24 protein-coding genes and 1 pseudogene are annotated in these 23292 nt (G+C 63.0%); 6 read left to right on the top strand and 19 right to left on the bottom strand.

Annotation, left to right across the window (positions count from 1 at the left end):
- Positions 1 to 16 precede the first annotated feature (16 nt).
- Positions 17 to 187 (bottom strand): annotated as a pseudogene (locus J2X15_RS19275) (LysE family translocator); the annotation flags it as partial.
- Positions 188 to 297: 110 nt separating this feature from the next.
- Here J2X15_RS19275 and J2X15_RS19270 point away from each other — a divergent pair.
- Together J2X15_RS19270 and J2X15_RS19265 are read left to right on the top strand one after the other, a co-directional pair.
- Positions 298 to 1764, top strand: a complete 1467-nt coding sequence (locus tag J2X15_RS19270; protein ID WP_310346047.1) for an aminotransferase-like domain-containing protein — start codon at positions 298 to 300, stop codon at positions 1762 to 1764.
- A 23-nt stretch (positions 1765 to 1787) separates the two neighbouring features.
- Positions 1788 to 2093, top strand: a complete 306-nt coding sequence (locus J2X15_RS19265; RefSeq protein ID WP_105261452.1) for an NIPSNAP family protein — start codon at positions 1788 to 1790, stop codon at positions 2091 to 2093.
- On the opposite strand, the gene J2X15_RS19260 is transcribed toward J2X15_RS19265, so the two are convergent.
- Positions 2090 to 2683, bottom strand: coding sequence for a PEP-CTERM sorting domain-containing protein (locus J2X15_RS19260; protein WP_310346042.1), 594 nt, complete (start codon positions 2681 to 2683; stop codon positions 2090 to 2092). The two genes, J2X15_RS19265 and J2X15_RS19260, sit on opposite strands and share 4 nt — an antisense overlap.
- Before the next feature lie 156 nt (positions 2684 to 2839).
- Between J2X15_RS19260 and J2X15_RS19255 the strand changes: the two genes are divergently transcribed.
- A complete protein-coding gene (locus J2X15_RS19255) occupies positions 2840 to 3343 on the top strand; it encodes a hypothetical protein (protein ID WP_310346039.1) in 504 nt (167 codons plus the stop codon).
- Positions 3344 to 3412: 69 nt separating this feature from the next.
- On the opposite strand, the gene J2X15_RS19250 is transcribed toward J2X15_RS19255, so the two are convergent.
- The 12 genes from J2X15_RS19250 to flgB form a co-directional block, all read right to left on the bottom strand.
- Positions 3413 to 4636 carry an HDOD domain-containing protein gene (locus J2X15_RS19250; protein ID WP_310346037.1) on the bottom strand — a complete coding sequence of 408 codons (1224 nt, stop codon included), beginning with the start codon at positions 4634 to 4636 and terminating at the stop codon, positions 3413 to 3415.
- A gap of 3 nt (positions 4637 to 4639) precedes the next feature.
- The gene (gene flgL / locus J2X15_RS19245; RefSeq protein ID WP_310346034.1) at positions 4640 to 6007 is read right to left on the bottom strand and encodes a flagellar hook-associated protein FlgL; all 1368 of its coding nucleotides are present in this window, start codon (positions 6005 to 6007) and stop codon (positions 4640 to 4642) included.
- A 31-nt stretch (positions 6008 to 6038) separates the two neighbouring features.
- Positions 6039 to 7982 (bottom strand): flagellar hook-associated protein FlgK, encoded by a 1944-nt coding sequence (flgK, locus tag J2X15_RS19240; RefSeq protein ID WP_310346033.1) that lies wholly within the window; start codon positions 7980 to 7982, stop codon positions 6039 to 6041.
- Between the two features lie 12 nt (positions 7983 to 7994).
- The gene (flgJ, locus tag J2X15_RS19235) at positions 7995 to 8924 is read right to left on the bottom strand and encodes a flagellar assembly peptidoglycan hydrolase FlgJ (RefSeq protein ID WP_310346032.1); all 930 of its coding nucleotides are present in this window, start codon (positions 8922 to 8924) and stop codon (positions 7995 to 7997) included.
- A gap of 1 nt (position 8925) precedes the next feature.
- Positions 8926 to 10071 (bottom strand): flagellar basal body P-ring protein FlgI, encoded by a 1146-nt coding sequence (locus tag J2X15_RS19230; protein WP_310346030.1) that lies wholly within the window; start codon positions 10069 to 10071, stop codon positions 8926 to 8928.
- Positions 10072 to 10137: 66 nt separating this feature from the next.
- Positions 10138 to 10857 (bottom strand): flagellar basal body L-ring protein FlgH, encoded by a 720-nt coding sequence (locus J2X15_RS19225; RefSeq protein WP_310346028.1) that lies wholly within the window; start codon positions 10855 to 10857, stop codon positions 10138 to 10140.
- A gap of 8 nt (positions 10858 to 10865) precedes the next feature.
- A complete protein-coding gene (gene flgG, locus J2X15_RS19220; protein ID WP_310346026.1) occupies positions 10866 to 11648 on the bottom strand; it encodes a flagellar basal-body rod protein FlgG in 783 nt (260 codons plus the stop codon).
- 17 nt (positions 11649 to 11665) lie between these two features.
- Positions 11666 to 12406 (bottom strand): flagellar basal body rod protein FlgF, encoded by a 741-nt coding sequence (locus tag J2X15_RS19215; protein ID WP_310346023.1) that lies wholly within the window; start codon positions 12404 to 12406, stop codon positions 11666 to 11668.
- Between the two features lie 16 nt (positions 12407 to 12422).
- Positions 12423 to 13670, bottom strand: a complete 1248-nt coding sequence (flgE, locus tag J2X15_RS19210) for a flagellar hook protein FlgE (protein ID WP_310346020.1) — start codon at positions 13668 to 13670, stop codon at positions 12423 to 12425.
- A 24-nt stretch (positions 13671 to 13694) separates the two neighbouring features.
- Positions 13695 to 14339 (bottom strand): flagellar hook assembly protein FlgD, encoded by a 645-nt coding sequence (locus J2X15_RS19205; protein WP_310346017.1) that lies wholly within the window; start codon positions 14337 to 14339, stop codon positions 13695 to 13697.
- Between the two features lie 17 nt (positions 14340 to 14356).
- Positions 14357 to 14761: a flagellar basal body rod protein FlgC gene (gene flgC, locus J2X15_RS19200; protein ID WP_310346015.1), complete on the bottom strand. Its 405-nt coding sequence runs from the start codon at positions 14759 to 14761 to the stop codon at positions 14357 to 14359.
- Positions 14762 to 14790: 29 nt separating this feature from the next.
- A complete protein-coding gene (gene flgB / locus J2X15_RS19195) occupies positions 14791 to 15237 on the bottom strand; it encodes a flagellar basal body rod protein FlgB (protein ID WP_310346013.1) in 447 nt (148 codons plus the stop codon).
- A gap of 177 nt (positions 15238 to 15414) precedes the next feature.
- On the opposite strand from flgB, the gene flgA reads away from it, so the two are divergent.
- The 3 genes from flgA (at position 15415) to J2X15_RS19180 (ending at position 16999) form a co-directional block, all read left to right on the top strand.
- Entirely contained in the window at positions 15415 to 16155 is a 741-nt protein-coding gene (flgA, locus tag J2X15_RS19190; RefSeq protein WP_310346011.1) for a flagellar basal body P-ring formation chaperone FlgA, read from the top strand.
- 94 nt (positions 16156 to 16249) lie between these two features.
- A complete protein-coding gene (gene flgM / locus J2X15_RS19185; protein ID WP_310346009.1) occupies positions 16250 to 16579 on the top strand; it encodes a flagellar biosynthesis anti-sigma factor FlgM in 330 nt (109 codons plus the stop codon).
- A 39-nt stretch (positions 16580 to 16618) separates the two neighbouring features.
- Entirely contained in the window at positions 16619 to 16999 is a 381-nt protein-coding gene (locus J2X15_RS19180) for a hypothetical protein (protein WP_310346007.1), read from the top strand.
- Between the two features lie 24 nt (positions 17000 to 17023).
- Here the strand turns inward: J2X15_RS19180 and J2X15_RS19175 are convergent, their stop codons facing one another.
- Genes J2X15_RS19175 through J2X15_RS19155 form a run of 5 tightly spaced genes read right to left on the bottom strand, consistent with a single transcriptional unit; the run spans position 17024 to position 23201 of the window.
- Positions 17024 to 17740, bottom strand: a complete 717-nt coding sequence (locus J2X15_RS19175; RefSeq protein ID WP_310346005.1) for an RNA polymerase sigma factor FliA — start codon at positions 17738 to 17740, stop codon at positions 17024 to 17026.
- A complete protein-coding gene (locus tag J2X15_RS19170; RefSeq protein WP_310346003.1) occupies positions 17740 to 18537 on the bottom strand; it encodes a hypothetical protein in 798 nt (265 codons plus the stop codon). Before J2X15_RS19170 ends, J2X15_RS19175 begins: the two co-directional genes overlap by 1 nt.
- Positions 18530 to 19972, bottom strand: coding sequence for a flagellar biosynthesis GTPase FlhF (gene flhF / locus J2X15_RS19165; protein ID WP_310346000.1), 1443 nt, complete (start codon positions 19970 to 19972; stop codon positions 18530 to 18532). The genes J2X15_RS19170 and flhF overlap by 8 nt, the downstream gene beginning before the upstream one ends.
- Entirely contained in the window at positions 19969 to 22050 is a 2082-nt protein-coding gene (gene flhA, locus J2X15_RS19160) for a flagellar biosynthesis protein FlhA (protein WP_310345997.1), read from the bottom strand. Before flhA ends, flhF begins: the two co-directional genes overlap by 4 nt.
- Complete coding sequence (locus J2X15_RS19155; protein WP_310345995.1) at positions 22047 to 23201, bottom strand: EscU/YscU/HrcU family type III secretion system export apparatus switch protein; 1155 nt, start codon at positions 23199 to 23201, stop codon at positions 22047 to 22049. Before J2X15_RS19155 ends, flhA begins: the two co-directional genes overlap by 4 nt.
- Positions 23202 to 23292: the final 91 nt, after the last annotated feature.

Raw genomic sequence — 23292 nt, 5'->3', positions numbered from 1 at the left:
CGGCTGTGGCCACGCCGGCCACCACCAGCGCGCCCAGGCCACCCGCACACAGCGTGAACAGCAGGCCCCAGCCCAGCGGCACCGCCACCACAAAGCGCATGGCGCGCAGCAGGCCCAGGTTGGCCGTCAGCGCCGTGGACAGCAACAGCAGTGCGGTGAATTCGGCGGGAGCAAATGGGTTCAACATGGGAATCACTGTACTTTGAAAAACAGCACACTTGCAGTACAGTTTATGGAAACAGCGATTCAACTGTATTGCTGCTACCGCCAGCACAGGACCACCCCAGGACACCCACCATGCTCATGAAAACCGCCGCCCAAAGCCTGGCTGAACAGCTGGCCGCGCTGTTTGCCCAGCGCATTCGCGACCGCCTGCTGGCGCCCGGTGCGCGCCTGCCCTCGGTGCGCCTGTGCGCGCAGCAGCAGGGTGTGAGCCCGTCCACGGTGGTGGGCGCCTACGACCAGCTGCTGGCCCAAGGCTTGGTGGAGGCGCGCAAGAACCGCGGCTTTTATGTACGCGATCTGCCTTCGGTCGCCGTCGGCAGTGCGCAAGATGCTATCGAATCAGGAGCGAATGGAGTGGCCAACCTCATGCTCACCGTGCCCCAGCGCTACGCGCCGCTGAACGCCACGGCGTTGATTCGCGGCATGTTCAAGGGCGTGAGCAACAAGCCCCAGCCCGGCATGGGCGTGTTGCCCAAGGAGTGGCTGCAATCCACCTTTCTGGCCACGGCGGTGCGGCGCAGCTGCAGCGTGGAGGCACTCAACGCGTTCTCGTTGCAGTACGGCGAGCCCGCGGGCGACTCGGGGTTGCGGCGTGCGCTGTCCACCAAGCTGGCGGGTTTGTCGATACAGGCCGCGCCGGAGCAAATCATCACCACCGTGGGCGCCACCAACGCGCTCGATGTGGTGAGCCGCACGCTGCTGCGCGCGGGCGACTACGTGATGGTGGAGGAGCCCGGTTGGGCCATCGAATTTGCGCGGCTCGATTCACTGGGCATGCGCATTCTGCCGGTACCGCGCCGCGCGGAAGGGCCGGACCTGGAGGTGATGGCGCGCTACTGCGAAGCGCATAAGCCCAAACTGTTTGTGAGCGTGAGCGTGTTCCACAACCCCACGGGATTTTGCCTGTCGCCCAGCAGCGCCTACCGCATCCTGCAGCTGGCCAACCAGCACGACTTTCATATCGTCGAAGACGACACCTACAGCCACTTTGCGCCTGAGCACGCCACGCGCCTGTGCGCGCTGGACGGGCTGCAGCGCACCATCTACGTAGGCGGTTTCGCCAAGATCCTGGCGCCCAACTGGCGCGTGGGCTACATGGCCGCGCCCAAGGACCTGGCCGAGCGCCTGTTGGACACCAAGCTGCTGTCCACGCTGACCACACCCGCGCTGCTGGAGAAAGCGCTGGCCTGGTGCATCGACCAAGGCCAGTTGCGCCGCCATGCCGAGCGCATCCGCACCCAGCTGGATGGCGCGCGTGCGCGCAGCGTGAAGCTGGCGCTGGCGCACGGCTGCACCTTTGCGTCCGACCCCGTGGGCCTGTTTGGCTGGGTGGAGACCGGGGTGGACACCGACGCCCTGAGCCAGCGCATGCTGGACGAGGGTTACCTGCTGGCGCCCGGCGCGCTGTTCCACGCCCAGCGCACGCCCAGCAGCCTTATGCGCATCAACTTTGCGTGTACCCAAGAGGCGCAGTTCTGGAAGACCTTTGCGCGGCTGCGCGACGAGCAGCTGGGCAAGGCCACCTCGGTGGCAAAGTAACAACCAAGTTCAAGGGGATAGAAATGGTGACCTGCTATTTGCGCTACGTGATCGACCCCTTCAAGCTCGCCGAGTTTGAACATTACGGCAAGCTGTGGATTCCGCTGGTGGAGCGCTTCGGCGGCCAGCACCACGGCTACTTTTTGCCGTCCGAGGGCGCCAACAACATTGCGCTGGCCATGTTCAGCTTCCCCAGTCTGGCGGCGTACGAGACCTACCGCCAGCAGTCTTTCAACGATGCGGAATGCCAGGCCGCGTTTCGCTATGCCGAAGAGACACGCTGCATCGTGAGCTACGAGCGCACGTTTTTCCGGCCTGTGTTCCGCTAACCCTGGCGGCGTGCCTGGCGCCTGCGAGCCACCGTGCCGACCAAGCCCAGGCCCGCTAGCAGCAGGGCATAGGTTTCGGGCTCAGGCACCGGAGCGCCAATGGCCTGGAATTCGGAAACGGAGGCCAGGCCATCTCCGCCCACAATGCTGATGGAGAATGCGTTGGCCGTGACAGGGCTGGCAAAGGTGGCGCCGCCCATGTCCATGCCCCAGGAACGGTTGGGCGAGATCGTCGCCAGGTCCGCCCAAACATTGGACGCATTGCGGTAGCGGATCAAATAGTCGTCGTTGTTGTCGCCCTGCAAAACCAATGAGCTGACCGAGGACAAGGTAGGCAGGGAGATGGTGATTACATCCGCCCCATAAGCGCCGCCCCAGAACACGGTGCCGATATTCCATTGCTGGCCATTGGCGACAAACGAGCCGTCAACGACGGTGGACAAGGCTGCGGGCGCCGAGCAACACCAGCCGCCGTCGTTGCCAAAACCACTGCCGGTGGTTGTAACGCTGGAGCCCAAAGCCACATTGCTTGCGGCCTGGGATAGAGAAGATACGGCGAGCAATGTGAGCGCGCCCAAAAGCTTTTTCATGAAATTCCCCTGGTGTAAACGGGCGTGAATGCCCGCTCCCTATGGTTTGACGGACTGATGGCCGAATCAATAGTCCGTTGGAGCTAAAACTGTGGGGGCCAGTGGTCGAAGTCGTTACGATTGGTAAATCAACAGCGACACAGGGGAGACAGCGTCATGGCATCTTGCGCGTACTGCAACACCACGATCTTTTTTGGCGGAAAACGGCAGGGCGACCTGCGCTTTTGCAATGCCAGCTGCATGCAGCGCGGTGCGTTGGCCATCACAGCCCGCGCGCTGCCGCAGCCCGAGGTCGACCAGTATGTAGCCCGCGTGCACCGCGGCCAGTGCCCGACCTGCCAAGGTGAGGGGCCGGTCGATGTGCACACTTCGTACCGCGTCTGGTCCGTGCTGTTTATGACATCTTGGTCCAGCCGTCCCAGGGTGTGCTGTCAGGGATGTGGCACCAAGCGCAAGGTCGGCGACACCGTGTTCTCGGTGGTGCTGGGTTGGTGGGGCTTCCCTTGGGGCTTTCTGGTCACGCCCATGCAAATCATCCGCAACCTGTGGGGTGTGGTGAACCAGCCCGACCCCACCACACCGTCCCCCGCGTTGGAGCAAATGCTACGGCTGGAAATGGCGGCACGGGTGGCGCCAGCGCGGAGCAAGTTATTGGATTGAGATGGTGGTTGCTCCTATTTCAGGAGCTACTTGCGCATATTCCACGGGGGCTGGCGCCCTAAAACACCACTAAGCAGAAGCCAGCGAGCGCAGCAGGGCGCGGTTCACTTCGTCGGCGGGCAGGTCGTGGGCTTTGCAGACATCGCGGATGACTTTGGTGGAGCTGCCTTCCAGCGCGCTGGCCACTTGCAGCCAGGGCGCGTAGGGGCCGGTCTGGCCCAGCACGGCCGATGCCACGCGGCCGGGCAGGGGCAGGCGGTGCAGGGCGGCGCCCAGGTTTTCGCCGAGCAGCAAATCCACTTGCGAAAAGATGCCGCACATGAAGACCTCGCGGCGCAGTTCGTCTTCCGCACCCGCGTCGGCCAGCCGCTCCATGATGCGGGCGCGCAGCACCATGGCGCCGCGGATGGGTTGCAGATTGGCATCGCTGCTGGCATGGGGCATTTGCTCCATCAGCCAGGAGCGCAGGCGGCTGTAGCCCATGTTGAGCAGGCCCTGGCGCACGCTGGCGGTTTCGTTGCGCAGGGCCAGTGCGGCGGAATTAGCGAAGCGCAAAAAGCGATAGATCAGCAGTGGTTCATCGCCCATGCGGCGCTCTAGCGCTTCGAGCGATTCATCGGCATCGATGGCGCGAACCAGGTCGCGCATGACCTCGCGCGCGGGCTGGATCTGCTTGTAGCGGTAGGCGTAGAGCATTTCCTCGGTGGGCCAGCCAGCCACACCCCAGACGGCCTGGTGGTCCAGTGCGTGCTCCACCAAAGCCTGGCTGGCCAGTCCCTCGTACAGCGCCCCGGGCACCACGGGGCTGGGCACCACGCCGGCACCACCGCTGCCACCGTCCTGGTTGCGGCGCAGCGCAGCCCGCAACGCGCCCAGGGCGTCTTGCGGGCTCAGCGTGCGCAAGGTTTTGTGAAAGCTGCCCTGCACCTCGGCGTGCGATGCGGCCTGGCCGACTTCGCCGCTCCAGACCAGGCGGCGTCCGCGCTGGTGGGCCTGGCGCACCTGGTTGGCGAGTTGGGTGTCGCCGAGCCAGGCGTCGGGCACTTCCAGCCAGATGCCACCGGGCGGCGCGTGCTCCAGCAGGTCGCTGAGCAGCGCGGGCGTGCGCACGCTGAGCAACTGCGTCTCCTTGCCGGCGGGCCAGAGTTCTTGCAGGGCTTGCAGCAGGTGCTGTGCGTCCACCGCGCTGCCGCTGTACGGGTCGACCCACAGGCGCACGCCGCTGCGCCGGCGCCACTGGTTCCACAGGGGCTGGTACCCCATGGTCACGCTGCCTAGCACCGAGGGGGTCATGGCCTATCCGAGGAAGTTGAACAGCGAGAGCTTTTGCACCTGCGCGTACGACTGCAGCGCCGCGGAGTAGCCGGTCTGCTGGTTCTGGAAGTCGGAGATGCCCTTGATCATGTCCAGGTCTTCTGCGCGCGAGCGGTTGCCCTCTTGCTCGATGTTGCGCTTGTCGTTGTCGGTGGTGATGCGGTCGGCGCGACCCAGCAGGTCACCGGCCTGGCCGCGCACGGCCGACACGCGGGACATGCTGATGTCGATGTTGTGCAGTGCCTGGGCCACGGCCTGGGTGGCGGCGTTGGCATTGGTGGCTTTGCCGATGTCGTTGATGGCGGTGTCCAGCACGCTGAACACGCTGCGCTTGAAGGTCACGTTCACCGTGTCACCCACAGCGGGACTGCCAATCACGGTGGCGCCGCTGTCCTTGTCGGTGGTGGGCGGGATACCGTTGATATTGAACGACAGGCCGGGAATGCCGGTGATGGCGATCTTGGCGTTGCTGCCCGTGGCGTACGAGGCGGTAGCGGCCGACACAATGGGGTTGGTGCCGCTGACGGCCGGGGTCTCGGTAATGTCGTAGGTGACCGTGGTGGTGCCCGGCACAGTGGTGGAGTCCAGCGCCGTGAAGGTGACGGTGTAGCTGGGGTAGTCGGGGTTGCCGGCCGTGGCCTGGGCCAAGGCTGCCGTGCTGGCTACGGTGGCGCTGTTGTTCACTACTACGCCATCGGTGGTCAGCGACCGGCTGGTGGGAATGGAGCCGGTGGTGGTGTTGCCCACGGTGACGTTGAACACGCCGTCGCGCGCGGGTTGGTTCATGAATGCAGCCTCACCATCCAGCGTAAACGGGATGGTGTGCTGGCCGCTGGCCGCTTGGCCGGGCAGGCCGTTGAAGGTGTAGTCCGGCTCCACGGACTGGGGGCCCACAAATGGCGCCAACGCGCTACCCAGCGCGGCAAACAACGGTAGGCCATTGCTGTCTTTTGTGTTGGCCAGTGCCAATATCTGGTCGCGCATGCCAGTCAGTTGGCCGGCAATGGTGCTGCGCTCCGATGCGGTGTACACGCCGTTGCCTGCAGTTACCACCAGTTCGCGGAAGTTTTGCAGAGCGTCGGTGATGTTGCCCAGCGTGCTCTCGGCCGATGCGATGGAGTTGCGTTGCGACTCCAGCGCGCGCTGGTCAGTGGCAATGCGGGCTATGCGGTTCATGGCGCGCTCGGCCTGCGCCGCACCCGTGGGGTCGTCGGCGGCGCTGTTGATCTTCTTGCCCGAGGTCAGGCTCTCTTGCAGGTTGGACAGGGTGGTCTGACGGGTTTGCAGGTTGCGTAGGGTGTTGTCGTAGGCGTTGGCGGACCCGAGCCGGGTGAAGGCGGTAGCGGTCATGCGTGTTCTCCAAGCGTTGGGCGCCTAGCGGCTACCGGGAAAGTCCCTGGATCAGGGTGTCAAAAATGCTTTGGGCGATCTGGATCATCTTCGCCGAGGCCTGGTAGGCCTGCTGGTACTGCAGCAGCTTGGCGGCTTCCTCGTCCAGGTTCACACCGGAGACGCCGGAACGGTCCTTCTCGGCATTGGTGGCAATGTTGCTGGACACCTGGGCCGAGTAGTTGGCGCTTTGCGAGCGGATACCGATCTGCGAGATCAGACCCGCGTAGCCATCGGTTAGCGCGGCGCCGTCAAACATGGCCTTGTCGCGCAGGTCCATCATGGCGCTGGCATTGCCACCGCTGGTGGCCGCAAAGGCGTTCTGGCCTATGGTCACCGTGTCGTTGGTGGCGGGCGAGCCCGTCAGCGTCATCGAAAAGCCCGGGAAGCCGGCCGGTGTGTAGTTGATCGCCTGGCCCGACACGTAGGACTGGCCCGTCACGCCGGCGGTCAGGCCCGTGTTGTCCACGATGTCGTAGGTGGTGCCGCCCACGCCATTGGTAAAGGTGACGGTGTAGCTGGGCTGGGGCACGGTGGCCGCCGTGGTGGCCAGGGTCTTGGCGCTAAGGCTGGCCAGCGCCAGCGATCCAGTGTTGGTGGGTGTGAGTGTGGCGGCCAGCGGCGCGGCCACGGCCAGCGCACGTGGCGTGGAAAACTCGCGCGCCACATTGCTGGCTGAGGTGCTGTAGGGCTTGAGCAGAAAGCGGTCACCCGCGGTGGCACCCGCCGCACCGGTGGTGGTGATGGTCAGACCGTCCAGTGTCACCGGACTGCTCAGGTCCACGGTGCGCACCAGTCCGTCGCTCATGCGCTTCACCGAGGCATTGGGCGGGGTGGTGAAGTTGATCTCGTAGTCGGAAGCCTCCAGCTGGGTGACATCCGCGATCGACAGGGTCATGCTGGCGGCCGAGGTCTGCCCGGTGGCCTGGTAAATGTTGGAGCTGCCGAAGGTGGTGGGCGTAAAGAGGTTGCCGCCCACATTGCCGTCCAGGTCCAGGCCCAGCTTGTGCTGGTCGTTCATGGCGGTGGTGATGCCCATGGTCAGGCGCCCCAGCAGGTTGCGGCCCTCGGCCAGGTCGTTGTTCTGAAAGCGCAGCAGCCCCGAGACTTCGCCACCACCCAGGGTGTTTTCGTCCAGCACCATGGAGCTGCCGTTGCGCGTGATGGCCAGCCGACTCTTCAGCGTGTCCCCAAAGTCGTCAGGCACGATGGAGACAGGTGCCACCTCGGTGCCTAGCACCAGGGCCTGGCTGCCTCCAATGAAGACGCCCACGGTTCCGTCGTCCGCCGGGATGGAGGTGGTTTGTACGTACTGGTTCAGGTCGCGAATCAGTTGGTCGCGCCGGTCCAGCAAGTCGTTGGGTGGCTGGCCGTTGCCCTGGGCGCGCGAGATCTGCTCGTTCACATCGGCAATGTTGTGCGCCAGGGTGTTGATGGCGGTGACCTTCTCGCCGATGGACTGGGCGATGCCGCTTTGCAGGTCGTCCAGGCTTTGCGATGCAGAGCGCAGACGCCGTGCCGTTTCGTCCACACGGGTCAGCGCCACGGTGCGCGCGGTCAGGTCAGTGGGGGCACTGGCCACGTCCGAGAAGGCATTCAGCATGTCGTTGATGCTGGCGCCCACGCCGTCGGTGCCGCCCTGGAAAATATTGGTGAGTTGCGTCAGGTAGTTGGCGCGGGTCACGTCGGCGGCCTGCGTGGTGCTGGCCAATGTGCTTTGGCGGTTCAGAAACGAGTCAAAGTTGCGCTGGATGGTCTGGATGGACACACCCTTGCCCAGATAGCCACCGCCTGTGAACTGGCCTGCCACGGTTTGCAGCACCACCTTTTGGCGTGAATACCCGGCGGTATTCACGTTGGCAATGTTGTTGCCGGTGGTTTGCAGCGCCACCAGGTTGGCCTGGAGGGCCTGCGCGCCGATGTTCAGAATGCCCATGGTGGTCTCCGTTTACACCTGCACGCGGCGCAGTTGCAGCGTGGTGTTGATGGCGCGGCTGAGCTTGGCGGCGTACTCGGGGTCGGTGGCGTAGCCCGCCTTTTGCAGGCCGCTGGCAAAGGCGTGGGCCGAGGTGGTCTGCGTGCGCGCCTGGGCGTAACGCGGGCTTTCCGTGATCATGCGCGCGTAGTCCTTGAAGGAGTCTTCATAGGAGTCGTAGGCGCGGAACTTGGCGACCTGTTTTTGCGCGACGCCGTTGACGTATTCGGTGGTAGTGACCTCGGCCACCTTGCCGGTCCAGCCGGCACCCGCCTTGATGCCAAACAGGTTGAAGGAATTGCCGCCGCCCTTGACCTTGATCTGGTGGCTGCCCCAGCCGGTTTCGTGGCCGGCCTGGCCCAGCATATAGCTGGCGGGAATGCCGGTGGCTTTTTCCACCTTGCTGGCCACATCCGAATGTTTCTTGACAAAGTCGGCTTGGGTCTCGGTGGGCGCACGCTTGGTCTTCACCGGGGTGATCTTGGCGTCCATGCCCAGGTCGGTGGTGGCTGCGGCTTTGGTGGGGCCGGTGCCAGTGGCAGTGGTGGGAGTAGCGCCGGGCATGGTCACGCCCATCTGGCGGGCCAGCTGCTGGGAAATCATGTCCGACAGGCCGCCGGGCTGGCCCGACATTTGCACAGCGAACTGCTGGTCCAGCAGGTCGGCGCCCAGGTCGGTACCAGGGTTGTCCAGCATGCCGGATTTCATCGAAGCGCTGGCTTCCCGCATGCTTTTCACCAGCTCGCGCATGAACAGCGATTCAAACTGCTTGGCCGTCTCCTTGATGGTTTCGGGCGTGGCCTTACTCGCATCGAACTTCAGATTGCTCAGCGACTGGGAGTCCGCCGCCAGGCTCTGCGAGCTGGACAGTGAGGAGGTGCCGTAAATGGATCCGTAGCTCATGTCAGATCACCTCTAGTTCCGCATTCAGGGCGCCGGCCGACTTGATAGCCTGAAGGATGGCCAACAGGTCTTGCGGTGTGGCGCCCAGTGAATTCAAGGCCTTCACCACATCGGTGAGTTGGGCGGCTGCGGGAATCTGGATCAGTTTGCCGGGCTCGGATTTGATGTCGATGTTGGCTTTTTCGGTGACCACGGTTTGCCCGCCCGACAAGGCGCCGGGCTGGCTCACCACCGGGGTGCTGGAGATGCTGATGGACAGGTTGCCGTGCGCAATGGCGCAGGGGCCCAGGGTCACCGCCTGGTTGAGCACGATGGAGCCGGTGCGCGAATTGATGATGACCTTGGCCGCGGCCACCGACGACTCGATGGGTAGCTCCTCCATCTCGGCGATGAAGTTCACGCGGTCATTGGGGTTGCCGGGGGCTTTGACCTGTACGGTGCGGCCGTCCTGCGCTTGGGCAATGCCGGAGCCAAATTTGCGGTTGATGGCCTGGGCCACCTTGCGTGCGGTCTGAAAGTCAGACGAATTCAGGCTCAGGCTAATGCTGTCACCTTCCTGCAGGTTGGTGGGTACGGCACGCTCCACCTGCGCACCATCAGGAATGCGGCCCACGCTGAGGTGGTTGACGGTGACCTTGCTGCCACCAGCCGCAGCGCCAGCACCGGCCACGATCAGGTTGCCCTGGGCCAGTGCGTAGACCTCGCCGTCCACACCCTTGAGCGGGGTGGAGATCAGCGTGCCGCCCTTGAGCGATTTGGCGTTGCCCAGTGAGGAGACGTTGATGTCCAGGGATTGGCCGGGTCGGGCGAAGGCGGGGAGCTGGGCGGTGACCAGCACTGCGGCCACGTTCTTCATTTGCAACTGGGCGACTTGCGCTGCGGGCAGGGTCAGGCCCAGCTGTTTCATGTAGTTGGCCAAGCCCTGCGAGGTGTAGGGCATCTGGGTGGTCTGGTCGCCGGTGCCGTCCAGACCCACGACCAGGCCAAAGCCGGTCAACTGGTTGCTGCGCACGCCTTCGATGGCGGCGACTTCCTTGATACGGGTGGCGGACCAGGCGCCGCCGCTGGCTGCCAGCAGGAAGGCCAGGCACAACCCGCTTAGCCAGGGTCGGCTACGGGGTGTTACAGCGTGGTTCCAGTGTGTCATGTGCAGAGTCGGTAATGGGGACGGTCCGACTGGACCTATTACCCCTCGGCACTATTCTGGAGAACTTTAGAAGGGGTTAAAGCTCAAAAAGAAGCGCGATAACCAGCCAACTGTCTGGGCTTCGCCTTGGGCACCGCGACCCTTGGACTCCACACGCACATTGGCGACCTGCAGTGAGCTGATCACATTGTTGGGTTGCAGCATGCGCGGGTTGACGGTGCCGGTAAAGCGCATCACGTCCACGTTCTGGTTCACGCCGATCTGCTTCTCGCCGGCTACCACCAGGTTGCCGTTGGGCAACACTTGGACGACGGTGGTGGAGATGGAGCCGCTGAAGGTGTTGGCGGCTTCCGTTCCGCCCTTGCCGCTGAAGTCGTTGTCGGTCTTGACACTCATTTCCAGGTTTTTCATGTCCACACCAATCATGCTGGGCAGGGGCGGCGTAATGGCGTTGCTGGCGGATGTGTTGCGGTTCACCGTGGACTTGGACACTTGGCTGGCCGCCAGGCTTTCGACGATCTGGATGGTCACGATGTCGCCGAGTGCGCGGGCGCGGCTGTCTTCAAACGCCGGGCGGTAGGTGGCCAGGTGGAACAGGCTGCCACTGGCCTGCCTGGTTGGCGCGGCGTTGGTGGCCGCAGCCAGCTCGGGTTTGACTTCGGCAAAGTCCACCACGGCCTTGGGCGGAATGCCCTGGCAGGCGCTCAACAGCAGGGTGCTGGCCAGCGTCAGGTAAAAACCGCCTCTAGCCCTTGTGGGATATGCGCTAGCAGCTATTTTTTTCATAGCACACCTCACAGCTGTCCTAATTTTTGCAGCATCTGGTCCGAGGTCTGGATGGCCTTGGAGTTCATTTCGTAGGCGCGTTGGGTCTGGATCATGGTGACCAGTTCCTGCACTACGTTCACGTTGGACGTTTCCACAAAGCCCTGCATCACGGCGCCCAGGCCGTTGGAGCCCGGCACGCCCGCGTTGGGTTGGCCCGAGGCGGCGGTCTCCTGGTACACGTTTTGCCCCTTGGGCTCCAGGCCAGCCGGGTTGATGAAGCTGGCCGTGGTGATGGTGCCCACGGTCTGCGGTGTGGTGGTGCCAGGCACGGTGGCGGATACGGTGCCGTCCTGCGCGATGGACAAATTGGTAGCGTTGGCCGGTACGGTGATGCCGCCTTGCACCAGCAGGCCGGACGAGGTCACTACGCGGCCTTGGTTGTCCAGCTGGAAGGCGCCGTCACGGGTGTAACCGGTGGTGCCGTCGGGCATGGTCACCTGGAAGAAGCCGTTGCCCTGGATGGCCACGTCGAGGTTGTTGTTGGTCTGCTGCAGGTTGCCCTGCGAGAAGGTGCGGCTGGTGGCCACAGTGCGCACGCCCAAGCCCACTTGCAGGCCCGTAGGCAAGGTTGACTGCTCCGAGCTGTTGGAGCCCACCTGGCGCAGGTTTTGGTACATCAGGTCTTCGAATACCGCGTGAGCTTTCTTGAAGCCGTTGGTGGAGACGTTGGCCAGGTTGTTGGAAATCACATCCAGCTGCATTTGCTGGGCTTCCATGCCGGTCTTGGAGATCCAAAGGGAGTTGATCATGGTGTGTTTCCTTCAGGTTAGCCTTGCAAGCCAAGCAATTGGCCGGCCGAGCGGTCGTTGGATTCGGCGGTCTGCATCAGGCGCATTTGCGCTTCAAACTGGCGGGCGGTCTGGATCATGCCGACCATGGATTCGATGGCGTTGACGTTGGAGCCTTCCAGCACGCCCACCTGCACGCGGGCCGTGTCTTCGTTGTTCATGGGGTCGCCCGACAGCGTGCGGAACAGGCCGTCGTCGCCGCGCTTGAGCGGGTCGTCGGCGGTGGGCACGGCCAGCTTGAGCCGACCGATCACGTTGGCTGGCTGGCCGCCCACCTTGGCACTGATGTTGCCGTCGGGGCTGATGGAAAGCTCGGCGCCAGCAGGGGAGGTGATGGCGCCGCCGTCGCTGGACAGCACCTGGCGGCCGTTGCCGGTGGTCAGGGTGCCGTCGGTGGCCACTTCAAAGTTGCCGTTGCGCGTGTAGGCCTCGGTGCCGTCCAGGCCCTGCACGGCAAACCAGGCCTCGCCCATGGCCATGGCGTCCAGGCTGCGGCCCGTGCGTTGGGCCGGGCCCGGGGTGTTCAGGTGACCCGCCGTAGCCTCCACCGCGAACACGCGGGTGGTGGCGCCTTCGCCGCGCAGCGGCACGGCGCGGTAGGTGGCCAGCTGGGCCCGAAAGCCGTTGGTGGACACGTTGGCCAGGTTGTTGGACAGGACGGCCTGGCGGTTGGCCGCCGCGTTGGCGCCCGTCATGGCGGTGTAGATCAGGCGGTCCATAGTGTTCTAGCCTCGGTTAGCGCAGGTTGACCAGCGTGGACATGACCTGGTCCTGCGTTTTGATGGTCTGGGCATTGGCTTGGTAGTTGCGCTGTGCGGTCATCATGTTGACCAGCTCGGCCGTGATGTCCACGTTGGATTCCTCAATGGAGCCCGCACGCGTTTCACCAAACTTGCCAATGCCCGGCTTGCCCAGCACTACGGGGCCGGACTTGAAGGTCTCCAGGTACTCGCCGCCTCCCACGGGCGCCAGGCCCTGCAGGTTGCGGAAGTCGCCCAGGGCAATCATGCCGCCGGTCTTCAGGGTCTGGCCGTTGGAGTAGCTGGTGCTGATCACGCCCTTGCCGTCAATCGCCAGGCTGGTGAATTCGCCCGCGGCATAGCCGTCTTGCGACAGTGCGGTCACGCTGTAGGCCGCGCCAAACTGGGTGACGCCAGAGATATCGACCGTCATGGCGCCTGGGATAAAGCCAGTAGCCTCGTTGGGGTTGTTGGAGGTAATCGTGCCGCCGGGAATCGTTAGCGTAAGGCCTACCGGGCCGGTCACCTTGCCCGTGGCGTCAAACGTCATGGTGCCAATCGGGGTGGTGCTGGTCAGGTCGGTGTAGACGTCCCAGGAATTGGCCACCGTATCGGTCTTCTGGAAGTACAGGTTGGCCGAAGACGCCACACCCTGGGCGTCGTACACGCTGATGGATGTGCCGTAGGTGGCGCGCGGAGAAGGCGTGACACCGGCGGCGACGGCCTGGGTGGCGTCCTTGGCTCGGGCGTCCAGGTTGAACTCGGCCGTGATGGCAACGGTGGCTTTGGCGGGAATTGGGGCGCCGGTGGGCATCACCAGTTTTTGTGGGGTGATGCTGGTGGCCGTGCCTGTGTTGTCGGTGGGGTAGCCCATCAGGAAGGAGCCGGTGTTGGTGATCAGGTTGCCGGTTTTATCCAGCTTGAACTCGCCATCGCGGGTGTAGGCGATGGTGCCGTCGGTCTTGGTGACCTGGAAGAAGCCACCGCCGTTGATGCCCACGTCCAGGCTGTTGCCGGTGATATTGATGTTGCCCTGCGAGAACTGCTGCGCAATGGCCGCCGTGGCCGCGCCGATACCGGCCGCATTGCCGCCGCCCGTGCCCAGCGAGCCGGCCACCAGCTCGGAGAACTCATTGCGTGACGACTTGAACCCCACGGTGCTGGAGTTGGCAATGTTGTTCCCAATGACGTCGAGGCTTTTGCTCGACACATTGAGCCCGGAGAGTCCTGTTTGAAAGCTCATGGCGTGGTCCTTATGGGTGGCGAATTAGAGGATGGCTTTGATGGCGTCGTAGGCAACGGTTGCGCCACTCTTGAGACTGAGGTTCAGGCCGCTGGCGCCAGTGCTGACGGATTCGATGGTGCTGCGGGTCAGGGGTGTGACATCGACCGCCTTGCCGCTCAGCGTTGCGGTGACCTTGAAGACCGGTGTGGTCGTGCCGGTGTAGCTGCTGGCATCCCACTCGAAGTTGTGGCGGCCTTCGGTCTGCGCGCCCATGTTGATGGTGCCCAGCACCTGGCCGCCCTGGGTCAGCACCTGCACGGTGACCTTGTCGGCCTCGCCCGCCAGCTCCAGGCTACCTTTGCCCACGCCTGCGTTCACCGGCAGGGCGTTGCCTTCGGTCAACACCTCGCGGCCGACCATCGAGGCACCCTGCAGCACCTGCATGGACGAAAACTGGGTGGCCATGGATTTCATGGTCTCGTTGAGTTCCTGGATGCCCGACACCGTGTTGATCTGCGCCATCTGGCTGGTCATCTGGGCGTTGTCCATGGGGTTCATGGGGTCCTGGTTGTTGAGCTGGGCCACCAGGAGTTTCAGGAAACGGTCCGTCTGGGCCTGTGCGCTGGTTTGCGTGGTGCCCGTGGTGGATGTGCTTGTCGAGCTAGTGTTGCTTACGCTGGCGACCATGGTGTGTGCCTCTTTGGTTATTGACCCATTTGGAGCGTCTTGAGCAGCAGCGTCTTGGCTGTATTCATGACTTCCACGTTGTTTTGGTAAGACCGCGAGGCCGAGATCATGTTCACCATCTCCTCCACCGGATTCACGTTGGATTGGGTGACGTAGCCGTCCGCATCGGCCGACGGATGGGTCGGGTTGTGCACGCGTTTGAGCGGGTCGTTGCTTTCGCGGATGGAGCTGACCTTGACGCCGGAGGAGGCGTCGGAGCCCATGGGCACGGTCTCAAACACCACCTGGCGCGCCTTGTAGCCCTGGCCATCGGGGCCGGCCACCGCATCGGCGTTGGCCAGGTTGCTGGCCACCACATTGAGGCGCTGCGACTGGGCGCTGACGGCGCTGCCAGATACATTGAAGATGGAAAACATGGACATCGTGGGTCTCCTCAGTCGTGGTCAGAGGCCTACTGGCCCTGAATGGCGCTCAAGATAGTTTTGGAAGAGCCGTTAATGAAGCGGAGGGTGGCTTCGTAGCGCACCGAGTTGTCGACAAAGTTGGCGCGTTCGCGGTCCAGGTCCACACTGTTGCCGTCCATGGCGGGTTGCGATTGCACCGTGTAGTCCAGCTTGGAATCGCCCAAAGTGCTGCTGCCGTTGGCACTTGGCAGGGGAATGTGGCGGGCATGGGTGGTGCCATCGCTGGATAGGCCGGCGCCGCTGCTGGTGGTCAGGCGCACGCTCTGGCTGTCACCGATGGCTTCGCTCATGGCCTGCTTGAAATTCACATCACGCCCGGAGTAGCCCGGCGTGTCGGCGTTAGCGATGTTGCTGGCAATGACGCGTTGACGTTCGGCGCGGAGCACCAAAGCTTTCGCTTGAAAGTCCAGGGCGTTGGTCAAATTGGCAAACATGGGCTACCTCGGCTAAGGGCGTCCTGTCCAGACAGAGGGGTCGGGATGGGGGCGTGCGGCAATTATGGGAAAAGCTTTAATTTCTTAGCGGAGGAATAGCGGGGGGATTGGCCTGCATTTGGCGGGTTTGTGCTGGCGAGGGGCTGCCTATAGTTGCTGCAACTTAGGAGTGCCGCCATGTCCCTGTGCTTGCGATTCGCGCGTTTGCTGCCCCGCAGGCTGCGTGGCGGCTTGGCGTTGGCCGTGCTTGTCGCGGCGCCCGTGGCTTGGGCGCAGGACATGGCGTTGGGCGATTTGCAGGTGCTCGCGCAACGCTGGGTACGAGACACCGTGGCCAAAACCAATGCCGACAACCCCGGCCTGCGCATGGAGTCGACCGTGGGCGCGCTGGACAGCCGCTTGCGGTTGGCGGTGTGCGGCAATGTGGAGGCGTATGTTCCGCCTGGTGCCCGCCTGTGGGGCCGCAGCAGGGTGGGCTTGCGCTGCGCTGACGGTATCGGCCGCTGGAATGTGTCTTTGCCCGTGGTCGTCAAGGCCGTGGGCCCAGCCTGGGTGCTGAAGAGCCAGGTGGCGGCGGGTGCCACACTGGCGGAGTCGGATGTGATCGAGGCCGAAGTTGACTGGGCCGAAGAACCATCGGCGGTGTTGCAAGAGCGCCCCTTGTGGGTGGGACAAACGGCGACCCGCCTGCTCAGCGCGGGCCAGGCTTTGCGCCAGGGGATGGTGAAGCCGGCGCAGGTATTCCAGGCCGGCGCCTCGGTACGGGTGGTCGCCCAAGGCCCCGGGTTCCAGGTGTCCAGCGATGCCCAGGCTCTGTCGGCTGGGGTGGTGGGGCAACAAGCCCGGGTGCGCATGGACAACGGACGGGTTACATCGGGCATGGTGCTGGACGTTCGTACAGTCAGAATTGACCTTTGAGTCCAACTTCCTGTGCAAAGAACCCTAAAGTCCGTCATGATCTGGCCGATAACAATCCCACGAGGCTGCGCTTATCGCGGCTTTGGAGAATGCCATGAAGATAGGTCAACCCTCAGATATCCCCTCGTCCGTCACGTCCACGGTGTCCGGTGCTGCCCAAAAAGCGGCCCAGAGCAGCAGCGCCAGCACGGCCGCGACCAACAGCGCGGCCGAAGGCACGCGCTCTGCGGGTGTGGCCGTCACCGTGTCCACGTTGGCACGTTCTCTGGAGAAACCCGAACGCAGCGATGCGGATGTGGATACCCAGAAAGTGGCTTCCGTGAAGGCGGCCATCGAAGACGGAACCTATGTGGTGAACGCCGAGGCGATTGCCGACCAACTTCTTTCCAACGCGCAGGAAATGCTGAACCGCACCACGCGGTAAATCCAGCCTGCGCACTATCCACAGTGCGGAGGTTTCAGGATGTCTAAGGATTCACCATCGCGGTTTGATGCGCTCGAGCAACAGTTCGGCGCCGTAGCGGCGGCCCTGCGTGATGGCGACACTTCCCAGCTAGAGTCTCTGAGCAGCCAGCTACAGCAAATGACGGTGGAGTTTGCGCGTGAGTTGGAGGCTTTTTCGGCCAAGTCTGGCATTTCCTCGACCCAGTTGCGCCGCGCCAAGGCTCTCAGCCAGGGATTTCCCGTGTTACGTGAAAGCCTGTTGCGCCGGCAAGCCTTGGTGGACCAGGCTCTGCAGGTAGTGGTTCCCGCTACCCAAACCCAGACCTATGCAGCCCCGACAGCCAGCCCTTACGGGGCAGGCCCCAAGGCCTCGGGCCGTTTCCAAAGCTTCACCGCCTAAGAGCTACCAAGCGGTTCCACTGGTTTAGTGGGATCGCATTTTTGCCCGCAGCCGGGCGATGGACTGGCTGTGCAGCTGGCAAACACGTGACTCGGTCACTTCCAGCACCGCTGCAATTTCCTTGAGGTTCATGTCCTGCTCGTAGTACATGCTCATGATGAACTGCTCGCGTTCGGGCAGGGCTTTGATGGCTGTCACCAGGGACTGGCGCAAACGCATGTCGCGCAGCATGTTCAGCGGATCGGCATCGTTGTCGGCTACGTGGCGGTCCAGGAAGGTGTCGTCGTCTTCGTTGCGCCGCGTCATGTCTTCCAAGTACACGAGCTGGGTGCCTCGTACCTTGCCCAGCAGGCTTTGGTATTCAGCCAAGCCCATTCCCAGTTCCGCTGCAATTTCGGATTCCGCGGGGCTGCGGCCCAGCACATGCTCCAGCTTGCGCATCGCGACTTCGATTTCCTTCTGGCTCTTGCGGGAGCCGCGCGACATCCAGTCGTTCTCGCGCAGCTCATCGAGCATGGCGCCGCGAATGCGCTGGGTGGCAAAGGTTTCAAACTGCACACCCTGCGAGGCCTCAAAGCGGGTGAGTGCATCGGACAGTCCAATCAGCCCGACCTGGATCAGGTCATCCACTTCCACGCTGGCGGGCAGCTTGGCCATCATGTGGTGGGCCAGGCGACGCACCAGCGGCTGGTACTGCTTGATCAGAGCGGTACGGTCCAGCTGTCCTTTGGCGGAGTACATCAGTGTGCCCCTGTGGGGTAGTGGTGGCGCATCGTAGGCGCATAGGGGCGGTGTGGCGCGGACCAGCCACTGTTCAGTGCCATGGCATTTTCCAGCAGACCCAGCACCAGCCGACCGATGCTAGCCGAGGGGCGCTCATCGGTGGTCGGAGCCGGGATGTTCAGGGCGTTCACTTGGTAGTTCAAAAAATATTTGGCGCAGTCGTTCAAGCTGGTGGGCATGCGGTTCTCGGACACCGGTGTTTTGGCTCGCACATTGTCCACCACATTGACAATGGTAGGTTCCAGTGCACCTTTGAGCAACAGGCGTTTGAGGGCTAAATAGCTGGTCAACAGCGAGGTTTTGGCTGTCGATACGGCCAGCACCGGGCGTACGCCGCTGCCGTGCAGTAAGTGGGCCAGTGTTTGCGCCGTGCTGTACGCAATCACCACACTCTCGTGGGGGAATAGTCCCCCCGCATCGATCAGGGAATGCATGCCCGTAGCGCTGCCGCTGGCCAAGGTTTGCAGCCCTAGCCGTGCCGGCAAAACCGTCCACGAGGGCGCATCGGAGACGGGTGGTGGCGCCATGGAGTAATCAAACAGCTGGGCCAAGCCCGGGTTGTCCGGGGTTTCCAGCACTGTGCCGTCCAGCACTGTGACCGGGTGACCGAACCCAACCAAGGCATTGCACAGTTGCAGCAACAGTGGAAGTTCCACCTGCTCGTCACCATGGCTGACCATGGCGATGAGCTTGGGCGCAGGCACGACTGCCAGGTCCAGCAGACCTGCAGCCTGGTTGATCGGGTGATCAAGCATCCAAGCGCCCCTGGCCGGTGGCCGCGTTGCTGGACTGGCTGAAGAAGAAACCCAGGTCGCTGGCCTTGGGGTCGTAGGCCGATACGCCGGCGGTGCGCATGGACATGCGAACCAGCTTGGCCGCGACAGCGGGTTCCCAGTCTTCAGGCACGCGCTGCCCGTTGGTCACGCCGCGCAGCACCAGCTGGTGCCGGATGACGGCGTCGAGGGCGGGGCCGAGTTTCACGGCCTCGTCGGTCTTGGACAGGATGGCTTGCAGTGTGGTTGGGGTTTTGAAGCATGACACAGCCTCTTCCAAAGTGTCCCCATGGCCCCCCGCATTGAGCACCAGCAGGCGTTTGATCTTGGGTAGGTCCAGCAGCTCCATCAGTTCGCGCTTGCGCGGGTCGCGTGGGGCAATGCCAGTGGTATCAATCAACACCATTTTTTTGTTGGCCAGCAGCCCCAGCAGGTCTTGCAGCGCGGCTTTGTCATGCGCCAAGTGGGCCACTACGCCCAGCATCTTGCCGTAGGCGCGCAGTTGCTCATGGGCGCCCACGCGGTAGGTGTCCAGTGTGATCAGGCCTACGCTGCCAGGGCCATGTGCGCGGGCACACTGACCGGCCAACTTGGCGGCGGTGGTGGTCTTGCCCACGCCGGTGGCGCCGATCAGGGCAAACACGCCGCCTTCTTCGTGCAGGGGCGGGTTGCTGGCATCGGTGCGCAGGTTGCGCTCCAGCACGTCCATCACCCAACGTACCGATTCCGCCGCATCCATGTCTTCAGGCATGCGCTCCAGAATCGTGCGAGACAGTGTGGGCGAGTAACCCGCACGAATCATCTTCAGCATCAGGTTGGACTGGATGGGGTTTTGTCGCGCTTGGCCCAGCCAGTTCAAGGTGTTGAAGCGGTCTTCAATCAGCTCCTTCATGGCGTGCAGCTCATCCATCATGTTTTGCGGCACGGCAGGGGCGGGCGTATAGCTTGGCGGTTTGCGCGCTGGCATGGGCCTTGGGGCAACAGGGGCTTCCACGTCCATGCTGATGCGCTTGAGCGCGGGTGCTTGGGGCGGTTCTGGCGCTACGGGCGGCGGCAGGATGGTGGTTTGAGGTTGGGTTTGCGCGGCCTCGTGCCGGCGGCGCATCATGCGCTCGCGCACATAGTCCTGGAACGACAGCGTGCTCATGGCCAGTTGCTCCGCATCGTCCTCCACTTGGCTTGCCACATCCTGGTAGCTGGGTGGCGTGCTGTTGCGCGGTGCGGGTTGTTGTTTGTTTCCCCCCGAGCTACCGGTATTTTGGTTCAGCGTGGCCAGAGTATCTTCGGCGGTGGCCACCACTTCCACGCCATTTTCAGTGGGGCGGTTGGACAAGATCAGCGTGCCATCGCCAAAGGCCTGGCGTGCTTTGGCAAGGGCTTCGCGGGAGGTGGCGGCGGTAAAGCGTTGGATGTTCATGGTGTTGCGCCTCTCAAAATCGGGCCGATGCGGATGGTGTGGGTTTCAGGTATTTCGCTGTGGGCCAGCACTTGCAGGCGGGGGGCAACGCGCCGCACTAGGCGTGCAATGGACCCGCGGATCTGGTCTGGCACTAGCAGGCAGGCCGGTACACCAATTTCTTCCTGTTTCAACGCGGTTTCTGCAGCCGTGCGGGTCAGCATGTCGGCTACGCCGGGGTCTAGCGCGGGGCCGGACGCACCGCCCAGGGCCTGTACCAACAGCCGTTCCAGGCTGGGGTCGATGGCAATCACATTGAGTTCGCGGGTGGGGCCATAGATCTGCTGCACGATGGCGGGTGACAAGGCCACGCGTACGCGGCGTGCCAGCTCGACCGGATCTGTGGTGGCGGTAGCGTGCTCGGCGATGGATTCGATGATGGTGCGGATGTCGCGGATATGGACCGATTCGTCCAGCAGCAGTTGCAGGACCTTTTGGAAGACAGCCACCGAGACCATCTTGGGGACGACTTCTTCGATGAGTTTGGGGGCCAGCTTTGCCACGTGTTCCACGAGTTGTTGTGTTTCTGTCCGGCTTAGCAACTTGGCAGCCTGGACTTGCATCAAGTGTGACAAATGGGTGGCCATGACGGTCTCGGAATCAACCACGGTAAATCCGGCCATTTGCGCCGCTTCCTTTTGGCGTTCATCAATCCAGTGTGCGGGCAGGCCAAATGCGGGGTCAGTAGTGGCAGCGCCGATGAGGGGCGTGGTAATGCCACCGGGGTTGATGGCCAGGTACATGCCGGGGAAGGCTTCACCTTCTCCTACGATGACACCGCGCAGCGTGATGCGGTAGGCACTGGGCTTGAGCTCCAAGTTGTCGCGCACATGCACGGCGGGCGGCAGGAAACCCACCTCTTGCGCAAACTTGCGGCGCACGCCCTTGATGCGGTTGAGCAAATCGCCCTGACGGGTCTTGTCCACCAGGGCAATCAGGCGGTAGCCCAGTTCCAGGCCCAGTTGGTCCACGGGTTGAAGGTCGTCCCAAGAGGCTTCGCCGTCCGGTGCGGGAGCGGGGGCCTGGGCTTGTGGATCCACTGGCTCGGGCTTGTGCGATAGAGCCCACGCGCCATAGCCCAGGATGGCCGCGATGCTCAAGAACACCAGGTGCGGCATATTGGGAATGATGCCCACCACGAACATGATGAGCCCTGTGATGCCGAGTACCCGTGGGGACACAAACATCTGCCCCATGATCTGCTTGCCGATGTCCTTGTCCTTGCCTACGCGGGACACCACCATGGCGGCGGCCACCGAAATCAGCAGGCCTGGAATTTGTGCGACCAGGGCGTCACCGACGGCCAGCAGGATGTAGGAGTTGGCGGCCTGGCTGGCAGTCAGGTCGTGCTGCAGGATACCGACGGCAAAGCCGCCAAAGATGTTGATCAACAAGATCAGGATGCCGGCCACGGCATCGCCGCGCACAAATTTGGAGGCGCCGTCCATGGAGCCGAAAAATTCGGCCTCTTCGCCAATTTCCGCACGGCGGCGTTTGGCTTCTTTTTCGTCGATCAGGCCTGCATTCAGATCGGCATCCACGGCCATCTGTTTGCCGGGCATGGCGTCCAACGTGAACCGCGCCGACACTTCGGCAATACGTTCGGAGCCTTTGGTCACTACGACAAAGTTGATCACCACGAGGATGGCAAACACGATCAGGCCCACGGCAAAGTTGCCGCCAATCAGGAAGTGGCCAAACGCCTCGATCACCGCGCCGGCGGCGCCTGCGCCGGTGTGGCCTTCGAGCAGCACTACGCGGGTGGAGGCCACGTTCAGCGACAGGCGCATCAACGTGGTGAGCAGCAGAACGGAAGGAAAAGCCGCAAAATCCAGCGGGCGAATCATGTAAGCCGCCACCATCATCACCATCAGCGCCACGGCGATGTTGATGGTGAAAAAAGCGTCCAGCAAGATGGGGGGCAGTGGCAGCACCATCATGGCCAGAATGGCGACGACTAGGATAGGGGCGGCCGCACCCTGCATTACGGTGGCATTGCTGCCAAACCATTGCTGCAGGTTTTTGATTTGGGCGTTCATGCCGTTTCAGCCTTCAAGGTTTTAGACAGGGGATCCAGCTCGGGCGGCACAAAGGGCTGCGGTACTTCTTGTGGCATCACACCTTCGCCACGCAGGGCGGCACGCAGGCGGTACACATAGGCCAGCACCTGCGCCACAGCGGTGTACAGCGCAGAGGGGATGTCCTGGTCCAGCTCTGCATTGGCGTAGAGCGCACGCGCCAGCATGGGGGACTGCAGTACGGGAATGGAATGCTGTTTGGCCACATCGCGAATCTTCATGGCCAGCAGGTCAGCACCTTTGGAGATCACACGCGGGGCGCGCATGGATTTTTCGTCATAGCGGATGGCTACGGCAAAGTGGGTGGGGTTCATCACCACGAAGTCGGCTTTCGGCACGGCGTTGACACTGCTTCTTTGTGCCAGTTCACGCTGCTTCTGGCGGATCTTGCTTTTGATCTGAGGGTTGCCGTCGGACTCTTTGCCTTCTTGCTTCACTTCCTGGTGGGACATCTTCATCTGGTCTTTGTGCAGGAAGGTTTGCAGCGGCACGTCCACCATGGCCGCCATCAGCACCACCAATAGCATCAAGCCCAGACCACCGGTCAGCCACTGTGTCAGGTGGGCAATGGCGGCGCTGGATGGTTGCATCAGCAAGGACGCCATTTCCTGGAAACCAGAGGTCAAAAACGAGGTCGCAATGGCAAACAAAATGCCTGTCATGGCGACCATCTTGGCTGTGTTGAGCAGCTTCTTTTTGGAAAACAGATTGGAGAAGCCGGACAGCGGGTTCAGGCGGGAAAAGTCCGGCATCAAGGGCTTGAGGCTGTTAACCCAGCCACCCGAGGCCACGGCAGCCACGATGGCAGCGGTGGTGACGATGGCGGCGAACGCGACGCAGCCGGCAATACCAATGGTGGTGGTATCGCTCAAACGCTGCAGCATGGTGCCGGGGCGCATGACGATGGCGGCATCAAACGACAGCTGCTGTGCCATGCTGAGCTTGAGCTGGTCGAACAACACGGGGGACAGGACGAGAACCGCGATGGCACCGGCGCCCAACACCGCGAGGTGGGAAAGATCTTCGGAGCGGCTAACCTGGCCGTCTTCGCGCGCTTTCTTGAGCTTGCGCTCCGACGCCGGGAGGTTGCGATCTTGACTGCCTGAGTCCATGGTGAAGAAGCTCTCTAGTTCTCACCATTGTCGCAACCGACCTCCTGAACTAAAGGGCAATAAGCGGGGCAATCCTCCGCTTATTCAAGAA

It is taken from the genome of Rhodoferax saidenbachensis (assembly GCF_031457975.1).
Classification (GTDB): Bacteria; Pseudomonadota; Gammaproteobacteria; order Burkholderiales; family Burkholderiaceae_C; genus Allorhodoferax; species Allorhodoferax saidenbachensis_A.
Note: the sequence above shows the minus strand (reverse complement) of the source record. Positions and strands in the feature narration are given on the sequence as shown.

Excerpts from the sequence above, each read along its gene's own strand:
- J2X15_RS19265 (WP_105261452.1), top strand. The coding sequence starts at position 1,788 with ATGGTGACCTGCTATTTGCGCTACGTGATCGACCCCTTCAAGCTCGCC.
- flgC (WP_310346015.1), bottom strand. The coding sequence starts at position 14,761 with ATGTCCATGTTTTCCATCTTCAATGTATCTGGCAGCGCCGTCAGCGCC.
- flgE (WP_310346020.1), bottom strand. The coding sequence starts at position 13,670 with ATGAGCTTTCAAACAGGACTCTCCGGGCTCAATGTGTCGAGCAAAAGC.
- J2X15_RS19230 (WP_310346030.1), bottom strand. The coding sequence starts at position 10,071 with ATGACACACTGGAACCACGCTGTAACACCCCGTAGCCGACCCTGGCTA.
- flhF (WP_310346000.1), bottom strand. The coding sequence starts at position 19,972 with ATGAACATCCAACGCTTTACCGCCGCCACCTCCCGCGAAGCCCTTGCC.
- flgB (WP_310346013.1), bottom strand. The coding sequence starts at position 15,237 with ATGTTTGCCAATTTGACCAACGCCCTGGACTTTCAAGCGAAAGCTTTG.
- J2X15_RS19170 (WP_310346003.1), bottom strand. The coding sequence starts at position 18,537 with ATGCTTGATCACCCGATCAACCAGGCTGCAGGTCTGCTGGACCTGGCA.
- J2X15_RS19260 (WP_310346042.1), bottom strand. The coding sequence starts at position 2,683 with ATGAAAAAGCTTTTGGGCGCGCTCACATTGCTCGCCGTATCTTCTCTA.
- flgG (WP_310346026.1), bottom strand. The coding sequence starts at position 11,648 with ATGATCAACTCCCTTTGGATCTCCAAGACCGGCATGGAAGCCCAGCAA.
- J2X15_RS19225 (WP_310346028.1), bottom strand. The coding sequence starts at position 10,857 with ATGAAAAAAATAGCTGCTAGCGCATATCCCACAAGGGCTAGAGGCGGT.
- flgJ (WP_310346032.1), bottom strand. The coding sequence starts at position 8,924 with ATGAGCTACGGATCCATTTACGGCACCTCCTCACTGTCCAGCTCGCAG.
- J2X15_RS19215 (WP_310346023.1), bottom strand. The coding sequence starts at position 12,406 with ATGGACCGCCTGATCTACACCGCCATGACGGGCGCCAACGCGGCGGCC.
- J2X15_RS19255 (WP_310346039.1), top strand. The coding sequence starts at position 2,840 with ATGGCATCTTGCGCGTACTGCAACACCACGATCTTTTTTGGCGGAAAA.
- J2X15_RS19175 (WP_310346005.1), bottom strand. The coding sequence starts at position 17,740 with ATGTACTCCGCCAAAGGACAGCTGGACCGTACCGCTCTGATCAAGCAG.
- flgM (WP_310346009.1), top strand. The coding sequence starts at position 16,250 with ATGAAGATAGGTCAACCCTCAGATATCCCCTCGTCCGTCACGTCCACG.
- J2X15_RS19180 (WP_310346007.1), top strand. The coding sequence starts at position 16,619 with ATGTCTAAGGATTCACCATCGCGGTTTGATGCGCTCGAGCAACAGTTC.
- flhA (WP_310345997.1), bottom strand. The coding sequence starts at position 22,050 with ATGAACGCCCAAATCAAAAACCTGCAGCAATGGTTTGGCAGCAATGCC.
- J2X15_RS19250 (WP_310346037.1), bottom strand. The coding sequence starts at position 4,636 with ATGACCCCCTCGGTGCTAGGCAGCGTGACCATGGGGTACCAGCCCCTG.
- flgK (WP_310346033.1), bottom strand. The coding sequence starts at position 7,982 with ATGGGCATTCTGAACATCGGCGCGCAGGCCCTCCAGGCCAACCTGGTG.
- J2X15_RS19155 (WP_310345995.1), bottom strand. The coding sequence starts at position 23,201 with ATGGACTCAGGCAGTCAAGATCGCAACCTCCCGGCGTCGGAGCGCAAG.
- J2X15_RS19270 (WP_310346047.1), top strand. The coding sequence starts at position 298 with ATGCTCATGAAAACCGCCGCCCAAAGCCTGGCTGAACAGCTGGCCGCG.
- flgA (WP_310346011.1), top strand. The coding sequence starts at position 15,415 with ATGTCCCTGTGCTTGCGATTCGCGCGTTTGCTGCCCCGCAGGCTGCGT.
- J2X15_RS19205 (WP_310346017.1), bottom strand. The coding sequence starts at position 14,339 with ATGGTCGCCAGCGTAAGCAACACTAGCTCGACAAGCACATCCACCACG.
- flgL (WP_310346034.1), bottom strand. The coding sequence starts at position 6,007 with ATGACCGCTACCGCCTTCACCCGGCTCGGGTCCGCCAACGCCTACGAC.